Here is a 15,918-nt window from a genome sequence, read left to right on the forward strand (position 1 = left end):
TCTCGAGATGCCCGTTCCGGGGATGTCACGAGCCCCGTCTCTGGCAACATGTCGGAATCGGCACAATCGCTGGGGGGGCTGGATGGGTTCGATTCAGCATCACAAGGGACAGCGGCGCGCCCTGGTCATCGGCATCTCGCACACCCCCGAGCTGGAGGAGGACGACCACCTCGCGCAGCGCTTCCCACCGCTCAGCTGCGCGCCACAGGACGTGGCCCTCGTCGGCAACGCACTGCGGCAGTCCCACTACGAGGTGACACCCGTGCTCGACCCCGGCGGCTCCGAACTGCTGGGCAAACTCCACAAGTTCCTTTCCTCGTGCGCCCCCGGCGACACCGCCGTCGTCTATCTGTCCTGCCACGGCGAGACCGTGGACGGCCGCGACCACCTGCTGCCGCGGGATGCCCAGCCCGGGGACGCGTTACCCGAGGGCGGCCATGCGCTGCTCAGCCGTACGCTCATACCCGCCGACCCCGACGGCCTGCTCACCGGGCTGCGCGCTGAATGCACGGTCGTCGTGTGCCTCGACATCTGCCGTACGTCGGCGGGGACTCGGCCGGAGGCCGTGCAGGAGCGCACGACTTTGCTCTCGCGCCACGAGAACGTGTACTGGCTGCACAGCTGTGCCCAGGGAGAGCGCTCGTACGCCGACCCCGAGAAAGGCAGCTGGTTCGGCCGGGCCCTCGCCGAGGCACTGGGGCCGACGAGCCCGCCGACCACCTTCCCCGAGGTCGTCAGGTACGTCCGCGGCCGGGTGATCCGGATGGCGGACGCGTTCGGCATGGCTCCGCCGACGATCGAGCCCTACACGCCGCACGGCCGTACGGGCGACGCACAGGAGGCACTTGTCCTGTGCGAAGGCTCCCGGGAGGCGAGCCGCTGGACAACCATGATCGAGAAGTCCCTGCTGTGGGACCACACCTCCGGCACCGCGGAGGTCCACCAGCGGGTGAAGGACGGGCTGACCTCGCTCGTCGAACATGTGGCCGGGACGCTGCACGGAGCCGGTGCGCACCGCGACGACCCCTGGACCGACCCCAACTGGCCGGTCCGCATGGTCGACCGGCTCGGCAACCTGGTGCAGCAAGCCGGGCTGAGCGGCCGTGACCTACTCTCACCGGCCGAGACCGCCGCTCTGCTGGCGAGCCCCGTCGTCCACGAAGGACTCGTCACGGTCGCCCTGGAGGAGCTGCGCCGCACTCTCCCCGAACGGATGGACCCGGAGGCCGGTGAGCCTGGACACGGCGACACCGAGGCGCATGTGCGGGGAGCGGCCAAGGACGTGTGCCGTGCCCACGCGCAGGTGCGCCGCACCGCCGACACCTTGCGCCGCCGAAACCTGCGGGAGCAGGCCGTGGCCGCCGACCACTGGCTGCGGCACCGCTTCATCGCCGACTGGGACCCACTGTGGGAGCGCACCGGTGACTACCCAGCTGTGGACGGCCTGCTCGACCGCGTCGTGGACGTGGTGCTCGCCGGGGCCGAGGACCCGTCGGGCAAGCCCCCCGGCGAGACCTCCCGGCGTCGCGTCGACGGGCAGCTCCGCCAGGTTCTCGCCCACGTCACCGTGCACCCGAGTGGGAGCCCTCGCATCAACGACCCGCAGAGCAAGGACGCGTGGGACACGTACCCGCCCACACGTGGCAGCCAGTGGCGCGGGCCCGAACTCGCGCTGCTGCTGTGGATCTCCGGGCTGCTCGCCACCGATCCGCGCCGGATGTCCGGCGTACTCGTCGACCATCTGGGTGCGCACGAACAACTCGTGCCCCGCGACATCGTGGCCGCGTTGTCTGCGGACTTCGGGTACGACGACACGCCCGCGGACACCACGGACGGCACCTACCGCCCGGCGGTCCGGTTCGACTGCCCGCACCCCGCGCTGCACGTGGCCATCGAGGAACTCGTCGGCCATGCCAACAACACCGTCGCCGCGCTCCGGGCGGAGTGGCACAAGCAGCGCACCTCGCCGCCCGCCCTGCTGCGGGGCCTGCCCGAGCAGGTCACGACCGACCAGCTCGTCCCCCTGAACCAGCGGTACAAGCAGCCGCTGGAGCGGTTCCGGCTGGCGGAGGACGAGATCCGTCCACTGCTCATGGGCACCCAGCTGTACGGCGATCGCATGCTCGCCGTCCGCGAGCTCTACCAGAACGCCCTCGACGCCTGTCGGCACCGGGGCATGCGCCACCGGTACGGCGTGGCGCAGGGCCGTCACGCCCCCGACTGGGAGCCGACGATCACCTTCACCCAGGGCTGGGACGACAACGGCCGCCCCTTCATCGCATGCCGGGACAACGGCTCCGGAATGACCCGCGCCAAGCTCACGTCGATGTTCGCCAGGGCGGGCCGACGGTACGAGCAGGACCCGGAGTTCGTGCAGGAGCGGCGCAACTGGCGGCGGGCCGGGCTTCCCGAGATGCCCCTCAACTCCCGTTTCGGCATCGGGGTGTTCAGCTACTTCATGCTCGCCGACGAAGTGGTCGTGTGGACCAACGCCGTCGACCGCTACGGCCGCCCCGAACAACCGCACACGCTACGGGCCGACATCCAGTCGGGTTCGGGTCTGCTCCGTATCGGCGACGATCCGGAGGTCGCCCTGGAGGGCGGCACACTGGTGCGGCTCTACCTCAGCGCGGACGACGAGGCATTGCCTTCCTTGGTGGAGACCCTGGAGTCGCAGCTCTGGGTGAGTGACTGCACGGTCGTGGCGAGCGAGCGCGAACAGAACGATCCGGGACAAGTCCTCCGGTCGGTCACCTGGCGGCCGGGCGAGTTGCGGGTCGCGGAGCCCGGCTGGTACGGGGAGCCCGCGCGGGCCCACGACGACGCCTGGCTGGTCCAGGGCCAAGGGCAGCTCTTGCTGGATGGCGTCGTGGTCAAGGACGCACCCGAGGTGTACGGGCACGTGGTCAATCTGCGGGAGCGGCATCGGCCGGAGCCCAGTGTCGACCGCAACAACATGCGGTCGTACGACGACGAGCTGGTGATGCGTGAGCTGCTGAGGGGCGTGCCGAAGGCGTGCGGTCAGTGGGACGAAGTCTCGCTGAACTGGCTCTGGCAGCTCGCCAGGAATGTGCCCCGCCTCGCCGTGGCCGTACTGGACGCGCTCCCCGACGGCACCAGTGCTCGGCTCGATGCTCCCGAGCACGGGGATCGGTTCCCACCCCGGAGGCTGCCCCTGTCCAGGGTGGGCTGTCTGCCCGTCGACGAATCCCTCCTGGACTGGAGCGAGCAGCCGATGCAGCTGGACGGCAACAAAGACAGCTCTGGGAGCGTTGTGCTCGGCCGATGGCAGCAGACCAGGCTTGCCACCGGCATCGTTACGGATCCCTTTGCCCCCCAGAGCTACCCGACCCCCGAGAGCCTGGACGTCCTGCTCTTCCTGAGCGATGTACCCGTCGGATGGGCAACGGCATTGAGCGGAGCAAATCGGGGGCGCATTTCCCTTGGCGAGGTCGTCCGGGCGTGGCGCCGTTACGCCGTGGCGGGACTCCGGGTGCCGGCTGTGGACGACATCCGATCGCTGCGGGACATCCATCCGGACGAAGCCATGGCCGACCTCTACTCCAGCTACAAGTCCCCGCACTACGTCGATCCCCCTGCCATCCATGCTCCCTTGCTCATGATCTCCGCGAGGCAGCAGACCACTCTGGGAAGAGCCGCCGAGCTGCTGGAAAGGCTCCGCACACTGGATCCGTCCTTACCCGCACCACCCGAACTCCAGCATCTGGCATCCGAACGTGCCACGAGGGCCGACCAGATCTCCTTGGCGGGAGACGGAACCTTCGGACAGGCGCCCGGCCTCATCCGTCCCGTGGACCTGTTGTCCCGCGTCGGCCACTACTCGCTGGACGAGTTGGTCGACCGCATCAGGCACTACGCCCCCCTTGGCTGGTCACTGGCAGCGGAACCAACCCCCGCGGCCCGAGAGCAGGGGGAGCTCAGGGGGCCGGAACGCTTCCTCCTCTCCATAGACCTCGACGAGCGTGGCCCGTGGATGGAGGGACACGTCTCACTGCGGCACGTCGTGAGACTTGCCCGGGCCACGGGCACGCCCCTGAACGCCCTGATCGAACAGATCAACGCCTTGACCCCGGTCACCCAGGTCGTGGCACCGGATCTGCCACCGGGAGTGGAGGAGTGGATCCCCTCCGCAGAGGGTCCACTGATCGGGGCACTGCTGAACAATGAGGGTGTCCGCCTCGGTCCCTGGGAATGCGTGTTCCTCCTCAACCCCGACCGTTACCGTGTTCGCCCCGAAGCAGCCGAGCAGGCCCGGAAGCAGCTCCACATCACGGATGTCTTCGGAAGGCTCTCGCGCGAAGCCTCGGACCTCATCGACGCTGTGGTCAAACAGATGGCCATGGTGAAGTCCCTGCTGTTCCACAGTGGCCGGATCGATGGGAGAACTCTTGACGAACACGGTCTGACCCACGTCCACGCCCTGACAACCAGCGCGAGCACAGACCTTCCGCTCGGCGACGTCTACGACCTGCTGGAGGACGAGGAGCGCCACCTACCGTTGCGGATTGTCCGACCGGCCCCCGAGGCCCTCTCCCTTCAGGCCACTTACACCGATCTCCGCGCGCTGACCGCGAACAACTCTGAGTTCAAGGAGAGCCTCACCATCCTCGATCTCCTCGATCATGCCGCCGACGACGGCACCCCGGTGGGCCATTCCCACCGCCGCCTGCAGGAGTTCACCGTCCTGGGGACGCCCGCTCCCCCGGGTGAACTCAACGGCCCGGAGGGCGAGTTCCTGGACACCTTCATTCCGAATACCTTCGATCTGGCAGCTTTCGAAGCGGAGGGCCTGCTGGGCCGCGGCACCATGGGCCCCCTGGAACTCGTTCTCACCGCAGGCCGCTTCGGCTGGACGCTGGGCGAGACCTACGACCGCTATGCGCCTTTCCGCTGCCTGGCACTGGACGTGGCCACGGACCGACCGAACGAGTACGAAGCCGGACTTGCCCCGGACTGGCGGGATGTCGTCATCCTCACCCGGCAGCTGACAGGACGTGCCCCCGCGCTGTCCGGCCAGGTCGATCAGGACCACGTGGTGTTGTGCGCCGAGGAGACGGACCTCACCGAGCAGCAGGTGCGGGAGCGTCTGGCACGCTACGCCCGTCTCTTCTCCCTCGACCTTCCCTTCAGCGGGCCTGCGCCCCACGGCCTCCCTTCCGGAGAGGAGTCGCTCGTATGACCACGGCCATCCCGTACGACGCCGACGCCACCCACACCACCCCGCTCACCTTCGAGTGGACCTGCGTCGCGTCGGGTGACGAGGTCTCCTACGAGGCGACGGGCAACTGCCCGGTGTGCGGCTGTGCCATGACACGAAGCTGGACGTTCGGTCAGCATCTGCTGGCCAAGGGTGGCTTCCTCGGGCGACGCGACGAACCCGGTCCGCAGCCGTACCACACGCTCTGCCGATGCCGGACCACGCACCTGGGACGGCCACCGCAGGAGGAGTTCGGGTGCGGAGCCCTGTTGGTCATCGCTCCGCCAACACCTGAAGCCGGGCCCGCCTCATGACATTCACCCCGCAGCAGCTGCGGGATGCCGACCGCCGTGTGCGTGAGATGAGCTCTCCTGAACGGCAGTTGCAGGCCGCCCTGCACCAGGCCGAGGGCTACCGCAACTTCCTGGCCTCACTCACCGGGCTGCTCACCGCCGTCTTCGTGCTGAAGGGGCAGGAGGATCTGAGCAAGCTGGAATGCGCCCCGCGCTGGACCGTGATCGGCTTGCTCGGTGCGGGGTTCGTGGCGCTGATCGTCGGCTCCTGGCTGGGCGTGCGCGCCGTGCACGGACGCCCCGGCGAGGAGATCATGCTGGAAGCGGGCAGGCTGCTCCAGTACGAGAAGGACCGCACCCGCCGCATCTGGTGCCTCGTGGAGTGGGCGCGATGGCTCGGGCTCCTCGGTGTGCTCGCCATAGCCGGTGCCGTCATGGTCACCTGGGTGTGGCCCGGCAAGCAGTAGCGGCGAACATGCGACAGCGCCTGCCCTGTAGTCCGGTCGGGGACTGTGGGCAGGCGCCGTCTGTGTTCCGTACGCCGTTGTACGGGACGTTTATGGGTGACCGTCAGGTCGGTTGTCGAGCCGTCAGACCATCAGTGCGCGGTCCGTCGGCCGGATCGGGGCCGGCAGCTCGCTGGCACCGGTCAGGAAGCGGTCGCAGCCGCGGGCGGCCGAGCGGCCCTCCGCGATCGCCCAGACGATGAGGGACTGGCCGCGGCCCGCGTCACCGGCGACGAAGACGCCGGGCACGTTGGTCTGGAAGTCGGCGTCGCGGGCGATGTTGCCGCGCTCGTCGAGCTCCAGGCCGAACTGGTCCACGAGGCCGTTCTCGCGGTCGGTGCCCGTGAAGCCCATGGCGAGGGTGACCAGCTGGGCGGGGATCTTGCGCTCCGTGCCCGGCTTCGGGGTCAGCTTGCCCTCGATGAACTCCACCTCGGTGAGGTGCAGCCACTGGACGTTGCCGTCCTCGTCGCCCTCGAAGTGGGTGGTGGAGACGGAGTAGACCCGCTCGCCGCCCTCCTCGTGCGCCGACGTGACCTTGTAGAGCATCGGGAAGGTCGGCCACGGCTGGTGCGCGGCACGCTCCTCGCCCGGCCGCGGCATGATCTCCAGCTGCGTCACCGAGGCCGCGCCCTGGCGGTGGGCGGTGCCCACGCAGTCGGCGCCGGTGTCGCCACCGCCGATGACCACGACGTGCTTGCCCTCGGCCGTGATGGGGGGCGTCACGAAGTCGCCCTCCTGGACCTTGTTGGCCAGCGGCAGGTACTCCATGGCCTGGTGGATGCCCTTGAGCTCACGGCCGGGGACCGGGAGGTCACGGGCGGTCGTGGCGCCGGCGGCGATGACGACCGCGTCGTACCGCTTCTTCAGGTCGGTCGCCTTGAGGTCGCGGCCGATCTCGATGCCGGTACGGAAGCGGGTGCCCTCCGCGCGCATCTGCTCGATACGGCGGTTGATGTGCCGCTTCTCCATCTTGAACTCGGGAATGCCGTAGCGGAGGAGGCCTCCGATGCGGTCCGCGCGCTCGTAGACGGCGACGGTGTGGCCGGCCCGGGTCAGCTGCTGGGCGGCGGCCAGGCCGGCCGGGCCCGAGCCGATGACGGCGACGGTCTTGCCGGACAGGCGCTCCGGGATCTGCGGCGCGACGTCACCGGTGTCCCACGCCTTGTCGATGATCGAGACCTCGACGTTCTTGATGGTGACGGCCGGCTGGTTGATGCCGAGCACACACGCCGACTCACAGGGAGCCGGGCACAGCCGTCCCGTGAACTCCGGGAAGTTGTTCGTGGCGTGCAGGCGCTCGCTCGCCGCCGACCAGTCCTCGCGGTAGGCGTAGTCGTTCCACTCGGGGATCAGGTTCCCCAGCGGACAGCCGTTGTGGCAGAACGGGATGCCGCAGTCCATGCAGCGGCTGGCCTGCTTGCTGATGATCGGCAGCAGGGAGCCGGGGACGTAGACCTCGTTCCAGTCCTTCAGACGCACGTCGACGGGACGGGACTTGGCGACCTCGCGGCCGTGGTTCAGAAAGCCCTTGGGATCAGCCATTGGTCGCCGCCTCCATCATCTTCTCGGTGATCTCGGTCTCGGAGAGACCGGCTCGCTCGGCGGCGTCCTTGGCGGCGAGCACTGCCTTGTACGTGCTGGGGATGATCTTGCTGAAGCGGTCCACGGCGGTGTCCCACTCGGCAAGCAGCTTCTCGGCGACCGTCGAGCCGGTCTCCTCCTGGTGGCGGCGCACCACGTCGTGCAGCCACTGCTTGTCCGCGTCGTCCAGGGCCTCTACGGCGCTGACGTTGCCGACGTTGACGTTGTCGCGGTCGAGGTCGATGACGTACGCGACACCGCCGGACATACCGGCCGCGAAGTTACGGCCCGTCTCGCCGAGGACGACCGCGTGACCGCCGGTCATGTACTCGCAGCCGTGGTCGCCCACGCCCTCGGAGACGACCAGCGCACCGGAGTTGCGGACGCAGAACCGCTCGCCCGTACGACCGCGCAGGAACAGCTCGCCGCCGGTCGCGCCGTAGGCGATGGTGTTGCCCGCGATCGTCGAGTACTCGGCGAGGTGGTCGGCGCCCCGGTCGGGACGGACGACGACCCGGCCGCCGGAGAGGCCCTTGCCGACGTAGTCGTTGGCGTCGCCCTCCAGGCGCAGCGTGACACCGCGCGGGAGGAAGGCGCCGAAGGACTGGCCCGCGGAGCCGGTGAAGGTGATGTCGATCGTGTCGTCGGGCAGGCCCGCGCCACCGAACTTCTTCGTCACCTCGTGGCCGAGCATGGTGCCGACCGTGCGGTTGATGTTGCGGATGGCGACCTGGGCGCGCACCGGCTGGGCGTCGGTCGCGGAGTCCGCGGCCAGGGCGTCGGCGGCGAGCTTGATCAGCTCGTTGTCGAGCGCCTTCTCCAAGCCGTGGTCCTGCTCGATCACCTGGTGGCGCACCGCGCCCTCGGGCAGCGCCGGCACGTGGAACAGCGGCTCCAGGTCCAGGCCCTGCGCCTTCCAGTGGTCGACCGCGCGGGTCACGTCGAGCGCCTCGGCGTGGCCGACGGCCTCCTCGATGGAGCGGAAGCCCAGCTCGGCGAGGATCTCGCGGACCTCTTCGGCGATGAACTGGAAGAAGTTCACGACGTACTCGGCCTTGCCGGTGAACCGGTCCCGCAGGGTCGGGTTCTGGGTGGCGATGCCGACCGGGCAGGTGTCCAGGTGGCAGACGCGCATCATGACGCAGCCGGAGACGACGAGCGGCGCGGTCGCGAAACCGAACTCCTCGGCGCCGAGCAGCGCGGCGATGACGACGTCACGGCCGGTCTTGAGCTGGCCGTCGGTCTGCACGACGATGCGGTCGCGCAGGCCGTTGAGCAGCAGGGTCTGCTGGGTCTCGGCGAGACCGAGCTCCCAGGGACCGCCCGCGTGCTTCAGCGAGGTGAGCGGGGAGGCACCCGTACCACCGTCGTGACCGGAGATCAGGACCACGTCCGCGTGCGCCTTCGACACACCCGCCGCGACCGTGCCGACGCCGACCTCGGAGACCAGCTTGACGTGAATCCGCGCCTGCGGGTTCGCGTTCTTCAGGTCGTGGATCAGCTGGGCCAGGTCCTCGATGGAGTAGATGTCGTGGTGCGGCGGCGGGGAGATCAGGCCCACGCCCGGCGTCGAGTGACGCGTCTTGGCGACCCACGGGTAGACCTTGTGGCCGGGCAGCTGGCCGCCCTCACCGGGCTTGGCGCCCTGGGCCATCTTGATCTGGATGTCGTCCGCGTTGACCAGGTACTCGGACGTCACACCGAAGCGGCCGGAGGCGACCTGCTTGATCGACGAACGCCGCGCCGGGTCGTACAGCCGCTCCGGGTCCTCGCCGCCCTCACCGGTGTTGGACTTGCCGCCCAGCTGGTTCATGGCGATGGCGAGGGTCTCGTGCGCCTCCTTGGAGATGGAGCCGTACGACATGGCGCCGGTGGAGAAGCGCTTGACGATCTCGGAGACCGGCTCGACCTCGTCGATGGAGATCGGCTGGCGGCCCTCGTAACCGGACTTGAAGCCGAACAGGCCGCGGAGCGTCATCAGGCGCTCGGACTGCTCGTTCACTCGGTCCGTGTACTTCTTGAAGATGTCGTAGCGGTTGGCACGCGTCGAGTGCTGGAGGCGGAAGACCGTCTCCGGGTCGAACAGGTGCGGCTCGCCCTCACGGCGCCACTGGTACTCGCCGCCTATGTCCAGCGCGCGGTGCGCGGGAGCGATGCCGGAGGCCGGGTAGGCCTTGGCGTGGCGGGCGGCGACCTCCTTGGCGATGACGTCGATGCCGACGCCGCCGATCTTGGTGGCGGTGCCGTTGAAGTACTTCTCGACGAAGGCGTCGTCGAGACCGACGGCCTCGAAGACCTGGGCGCCACGGTAGGAGGCGACCGTCGAGATGCCCATCTTGGACATGACCTTCAGCACGCCCTTGCCGAGGGCGTAGATCAGGTTGCGGATGGCCTGCTCGGCCTCGATGTCCGACAGGAAGGTGCCGGCGCGGACCAGGTCCTCGACGGACTCCATCGCCAGGTACGGGTTCACGGCCGCGGCGCCGAAGCCGATCAGCAGGGCGACGTGGTGGACCTCGCGGACGTCACCGGCCTCGACCAGCAGGCCCACGTGGGTGCGCTGCTTGGTGCGGATGAGGTGGTGGTGGACGGCCGCGGTGAGCAGCAGCGACGGGATCGGGGCGTGCTCGGCGTCCGAGTGGCGGTCCGACAGGACGATCAGCCGGGCGCCGTTGTCGATGGCGGCGTCGGCCTCGGCGCAGATCTCCTCGATCCGGGCGGCGAGGGCGTCACCGCCGCCGTGCACCCGGTACAGGCCGGACAGGGTCGCGGCCTTGAAGCCCGGCATGTCGCCGTCGGCGTTGATGTGGATGAGCTTGGCCAGCTCGTCGTTGTCGATCACCGGGAACGGCAGCGTGACGCTACGGCAGGACGCGGCCGTCGGCTCCAGCAGGTTGCCCTGCGGGCCGAGGGAGCTCCTGAGCGAGGTGACGAGCTCCTCGCGGATGGCGTCCAGCGGCGGGTTGGTGACCTGCGCGAACAGCTGGGTGAAGTAGTCGAAGAGCAGACGCGGGCGCTCGCTCAGCGCGGCGATCGGCGAGTCGGTGCCCATCGAACCGATCGGCTCGGCACCGGCCTTGGCCATCGGCGCGAGGATGACGCGCAGCTCTTCCTCGGTGTAACCGAAGGTCTGCTGGCGACGGGTGACCGAGGCGTGGGTGTGCACGATGTGCTCACGCTCGGGCAGGTCGGACAGCTCGATCTCGCCGGCCTCCAGCCACTCCGCGTAGGGGGCCTCGGCGGCGAGCTGCGCCTTGATCTCGTCGTCCTCGATGATGCGGTGCTCGGCGGTGTCGACGAGGAACATCTTGCCGGGCTGCAGACGGCCCTTGCGGACGACCTTGGCGGGGTCGATGTCGAGGACGCCGACCTCGGAGCCGAGGACGACGAGGCCGTCGTCGGTGACCCAGTAGCGGCCGGGGCGCAGACCGTTGCGGTCGAGCACGGCGCCGACCTGGGTGCCGTCGGTGAAGGTGACACAGGCCGGGCCGTCCCAGGGCTCCATCATCGTGGAGTGGTACTGGTAGAAGGCGCGCCGGGCCGGGTCCATGGAGTCGTGGTTCTCCCACGCCTCCGGGATCATCATCAGCACGGAGTGCGGCAGGGAGCGGCCACCGAGGTGGAGCAGCTCCAGCACCTCGTCGAAGGACGCCGAGTCGGAGGCGTCCGGCGTGCACACCGGGAAGATGCGCTCGAGGGCCTTGTCGTCGGAGCCGAACAGGTCGGAGACCAGCTGCGACTCGCGGGCGACCATCCAGTTGCGGTTGCCCTTGACGGTGTTGATCTCACCGTTGTGCGCGACGAAGCGGTACGGGTGCGCGAGCGGCCACGACGGGAAGGTGTTCGTGGAGAAGCGCGAGTGGACGAGGGCGACGGCCGAGCCGAAGCGGCGGTCGGACAGGTCCGGGAAGAAGGGCTCCAGCTGACCCGTGGTCAGCATGCCCTTGTAGACGATCGTGCGGGCCGACAGCGACGGGAAGTAGACACCGGCCTCGCGCTCGGCGCGCTTGCGCAGCACGAAGGCCTTGCGGTCGAGGGCGATGTCCTTCGAGGTGCCGTCCGCCACGAAGATCTGGCGGAAGGCGGGCATCGTCGACCGGGCGGTGGCACCCAGCAGCTCGGGGGCGACGGGGACTTCGCGCCAGCCGAGGACGGTCAGCCCCTCCTCGGACGCGATCGTCTCGATCTGCGAGACGGTGTCCTCGGTCCCCTCCTCCGGCAGGAAGGCGATACCGACGGCGTACGCACCGGCCTCGGGCAGTTCGAATCCGGCCACCTCACGGAAGAAGGTGTCCGGCACCTGGGAAAGGATGCCCGCGCCGTCACCCGAGTCGGGCTCGGAGCCGGTGGCACCGCGGTGTTCGAGATTGCGCAGAACGGTGAGCGCCTGCTCGACCAGCGTGTGGCTCGCCTCGCCGGTGAGGGTGGCCACGAAGCCGACGCCACAGGCGTCGCGCTCGTTGCGGGGGTCGTACATACCCTGCGCAGCAGGGCGAGCATCCATGAAGGACCAGTTCTGGCCATTCGCGGAGTGCTGGGACGGCTGGCGCGGCGTACGCATCGGCTCTCCCGTCGTCGTCATCTGGCATATGCAAATTGCCGAGGGACGACGTTGGCCCTCTGCGTGAGTGCAAAATTTCGTGCAGGTTACATGATGGAGCGGTTCTCGGGAAGCGGGATAATCCGTTCCAACATGCGGACACCACGGGCTACGGCAGGGGTTCCGCGCACATGGCTTGAAGTATGTGGGGACCGAACGAGACAGGTCTATGTCTGTCGATCCGAGGGGCGGAGGAGGCGTCATCGCCCACCCCGCGAGTGCGCCGCAGGCGTCATTGCCCACAGCGCTTACGGCTCATGCCCGGTGGTCATGCATCCGAAACCAGCGAGTAACGGCTACTTATGCGGCCCAACGCATAAGTTCCAGCGAACTATCCTACGGCCGTTCCGAACAAGCTGCCCAGGGCGTACGTCACACCGGCCGCGGCGCCACCGAGCGCCAGCTGCCGCAGCCCGCTGAACCACCAGCTCCGCGCGGTCACCTTGGCCACCACCGCACCGCACAGGAAAAGCCCGACGAGCGCGAGCAGCACGGCCGGCCACAGCGCGGTCGCACCGAGCAGATACGGCAGTACGGGCAGCAGGGCCCCCAGCGCGAACGCCCCGAACGACGACACGGCCGCGACCAGCGGCGAGGGCAGATCGCCGGGGTCGATGCCGAGCTCCTCGCGGGCGTGGATCTCCAGGGCCAGCTCGGGATCACGCGAGAGCTGCTCGGCCACGGCCCGCGCGAGCTCGGGCTCGACGCCCCGGGCCGCATAGAGGGCCGCGAGCTCGGCCTCCTCGTCCTTCGGGTGCTTTCTCAGCTCCCGCCGCTCGACATCCAGCTCGGCCTCGACGAGCTCGCGCTGCGAGGCGACGGAGGTGTACTCGCCGGCGGCCATGGAGAAGGCGCCGGCGGAGAGCCCTGCGAGCCCACTCAGCACGATGGTCTGGTGACTGACGGCCCCACCCGCGACACCGGTCATCAGAGCGAGGTTGGAGACCAGGCCGTCCATCGCACCGAAGACGGCGGGGCGCAGCCAGCCGCCGTTCACATCCCGGTGCGTGTGGTTGTCACGGTGCGCCTCGTGCAGCGCGGCCTCGGTCTCGATGATCGCCATGGTGATCCCCCAGAAAACTCAGGTAAGGCTGTCTTTAGACAAGTTCTACTCTTGGACAACACTGAATCTACGCCTGGAAATTCCGCCCCGCCAGCAAGGAAAGGCTGGGCTAACCTGCGGTTTTCCCTAGAACGCTCATTCGTAGCGAGGCCTGCACAGATGTCGACCGGGTGACACTGAGGCCTCGGAGGCTCAGGTCAACCGCCGACGGTGGGACACATCCGCAAAGGGCTCCGCGCGCCCTGGGCGGAGCCCCCGGAGGAGAGGCCGCGCATGCCATCGATCGCCTGCATTCCCCCGGTCCCGGCGCCCGGGGACGCCGCCGAACTCCGCGACCGGGCACGCGGCGCACTGCTGGGCCTGGCGGTCGGCGACGCGCTGGGCGCCCCGGCGGAGAACATGAAGCCCTCCGAGATCCGCGCTCGCTGGGGCCGCATCACGGGATTCGTCACCGACAACCCGGCCGGCACGGACGACACCGAATACGCGATCTTCTCGGGTCTCCTCCTCGCCCGCCACGGCTCGGCCCTCACCCCGGTCCATGTGGAGACGGCCTGGCACGAGTGGATCGCGGACCGTTCGGAAGGCCCCTTCCGGGGTGCCGGCTTCAGCGAACGGGGCACGCTGGAGAACCTCCGCCGAGGCCTCGCGGCCCCCATCTCGGCCCAGCACCGCCACGCCTGGAGCGACGGCCTCGCCATGCGGGCGGCCCCCTTCGGCGTCTTCGCGGCGGGCCGCCCGGCCGAGGCCGCCCGCCTGGTCGCGATCGACGGCTCGGTGAGCCACGACGGCGAGGGCATCTACGGCGGCCAGGCGGTGGCGGCGGGCGTAGCGGCGGCGATGGCGGGGGCGCCGACGATCGCGGTGGTCGCCTCGGCCCTCGCGGTGGTCCCGGACGACTCCTGGACGGCCCGTTCCCTGCGCCGCGCCGTGGCGGTGGCCCACCGAGGCGAGCGCGCGGTCCGCTCCGCGGTCGTGATCGGCGGCTACCCCTGGACCGACCTGGCCCCCGAGGCGGTGGCGCTGGCCTTCGGGGCGTATGCGGCGGCGGACGGCGACTTCGTACAGGCGGTGCTGACGGCCGTGAACATGGGCCGGGACGCAGACACGACGGCGGCGGTGGCGGGCGCCCTGGCCGGCGCGACCCAGGGGGCGCCGGCGATCCCGACGGAGTGGGCGGCGGCGATCGGACCGGCGCGGGGAAGCTGTCTGCCGTCGATGGCCGGGCATCACGTGCTGGACGTGGCGGAGTTGCTGGTGGCGGGAGAAGACGCGAAGTGGAGGGCGGGGGGATGCGTAGCGGCTGAGGCTCCGGCACCAGGCGAAGGGGTCTGACGATGACACCGCCCACTCCCTGGGACGAGGGAACGCCAACGGCAGCACCCCCCGACGCGGATCCCACGGCCCTCACGCAGCCGAACGAACCCGAGGCCGCCGACGGCGAACACGCCCCACCGGGGCCACCCGCACACGACGACGAAAGCCGCACGGGCGGTGCGGGTGGGAAACAATCGGCCGAAGGCGAAGCCGAGGCCGGTCAACGCGTCCTCGGCCTCCTGCTCGGCCTAGCCGCAGGCGACGCCGCCGGCTGGCCCGCCGCCCGCCACCGAGCCGCCCGTATGCCCGAGTGGACCCGCCGCCTCACCCGCGAACTCGACACCTTCGCCGAACACAACGCGACGACCACCCTCCCCGTCCCCATCGCCCTGAACCAACCCCCGGAACCCCTGCGCCTCGGCCCCTCCGACGACGCGGAATGGGCGGCGTTCGCAGCAGAGGCGCTCCTGCGGGCCGGCGACGACACAGCCCTCGGCGATCTGAGCCGAGAGCGCCGCACGCGAGCCGCGATCGACCTCACCTGGAACGCCGTGGCCGGCGAAGTCGCCGCGGCAGCGGACCGCGCCCCCGAGGTCGAGTCGGCCATCCTCCCCCTGCGCGCCCGCATCTCCGTCCGCGCCGGCCTGGGCAACCTCGCCACCGGCCTGCGCCCACCCGCCACCGGCCACGACAACCCGCACTACTTCGACGACGCGGCCTGCGTCAGGGCGTGCGTCCTCGCCGCAGCCCACCCCGGCGACCCCCGCAGCGCCGCCGACCTCGCCGAGTTCGACGCCCGCTACACCCAGGACGGCGACGGCGTACACGGCGCGAGGGCGATGGCGGCGGCCCTGGCGCTGGCCCTGACGGGTGCGGACACCAGGGCCTGCGTGGCAGCCGCACTCACCGAACTCCCCGAGGAGACGGAGATCGGCCGCAACGCCCGCCACGCGCTGAAGCTCGCGCACGACGCCGACAGCGCCTTCGCCCTGATCCCCCTCCTCGAACACCAAATCGTCGACCACGTCTACAGCTACGGCATCGCCGCGGCCGAAACGGTCCCGGTGGCCCTGGCCCTCGCGGTCGCGGCGCGGGGCCGTATCGCCGAGGCGGTCCCGGCCGCCGCGTGCCTCTCCCGGGTCGCGGACTCGGCGCCGGCCCTGGTCGGCGCGCTGACGGGCGCGTTGGGCGGCGGCGCGTCGATCCCGGCGACCTGGCGGGACACCTGCCGCACCCTCTCCGGCTGTGTACTGCCCCGGCTCACCGGCACCGACCTGGTGGAACTCGCCGAACTCCTGGAAGCCACGCAACCGGCCCGACCAGGGGGATGATTCGGG

Annotated in this window: 8 protein-coding genes; 5 read left to right on the forward strand and 3 right to left on the reverse strand. The window is 69.9% G+C overall.

The genetic code is table 11. From position 1 onward, the window contains the following. Positions 1–82 precede the first annotated feature (82 nt). The 3 genes from EHO50_RS07810 to EHO50_RS07820 are packed head-to-tail and all read left to right on the forward strand — an operon-like array spanning position 83 to position 5,978. Positions 83–5,200 (forward strand): HD domain-containing protein, encoded by a 5,118-nt coding sequence (locus EHO50_RS07810; protein ID WP_246101063.1) that lies wholly within the window; start codon positions 83–85, stop codon positions 5,198–5,200. Next, the gene (locus EHO50_RS07815; RefSeq protein WP_128429128.1) at positions 5,197–5,532 is read left to right on the forward strand and encodes a hypothetical protein; all 336 of its coding nucleotides are present in this window, start codon (positions 5,197–5,199) and stop codon (positions 5,530–5,532) included. The genes EHO50_RS07810 and EHO50_RS07815 overlap by 4 nt, the downstream gene beginning before the upstream one ends. Beyond that, positions 5,529–5,978, forward strand: coding sequence for a hypothetical protein (locus EHO50_RS07820; protein WP_128429129.1), 450 nt, complete (start codon positions 5,529–5,531; stop codon positions 5,976–5,978). Before EHO50_RS07815 ends, EHO50_RS07820 begins: the two co-directional genes overlap by 4 nt. Positions 5,979–6,101: 123 nt before the next feature. Here the strand turns inward: EHO50_RS07820 and EHO50_RS07825 are convergent, their stop codons facing one another. From EHO50_RS07825 to EHO50_RS07835, 3 genes are all read right to left on the reverse strand, one after another. Then, a complete protein-coding gene (locus EHO50_RS07825) occupies positions 6,102–7,562 on the reverse strand; it encodes a glutamate synthase subunit beta (protein WP_128429130.1) in 1,461 nt (486 codons plus the stop codon). Next, a complete protein-coding gene (gltB, locus tag EHO50_RS07830; RefSeq protein ID WP_128429269.1) occupies positions 7,555–12,162 on the reverse strand; it encodes a glutamate synthase large subunit in 4,608 nt (1,535 codons plus the stop codon). The genes EHO50_RS07825 and gltB overlap by 8 nt, the downstream gene beginning before the upstream one ends. A gap of 370 nt (positions 12,163–12,532) precedes the next feature. Further along, complete coding sequence (locus EHO50_RS07835; protein ID WP_128429131.1) at positions 12,533–13,264, reverse strand: VIT1/CCC1 transporter family protein; 732 nt, start codon at positions 13,262–13,264, stop codon at positions 12,533–12,535. A gap of 273 nt (positions 13,265–13,537) precedes the next feature. Between EHO50_RS07835 and EHO50_RS07840 the strand changes: the two genes are divergently transcribed. Beyond that, positions 13,538–14,599 (forward strand): ADP-ribosylglycohydrolase family protein, encoded by a 1,062-nt coding sequence (locus EHO50_RS07840; RefSeq protein ID WP_128429132.1) that lies wholly within the window; start codon positions 13,538–13,540, stop codon positions 14,597–14,599. Between the two features lie 2 nt (positions 14,600–14,601). After that, positions 14,602–15,912: an ADP-ribosylglycohydrolase family protein gene (locus EHO50_RS07845; RefSeq protein WP_128429133.1), complete on the forward strand. Its 1,311-nt coding sequence runs from the start codon at positions 14,602–14,604 to the stop codon at positions 15,910–15,912. Positions 15,913–15,918: the final 6 nt, after the last annotated feature.

This window comes from Streptomyces cyaneus (genome assembly GCF_004028635.1).
Taxonomy (GTDB): domain Bacteria; phylum Actinomycetota; class Actinomycetes; order Streptomycetales; family Streptomycetaceae; genus Streptomyces; species Streptomyces cyaneus.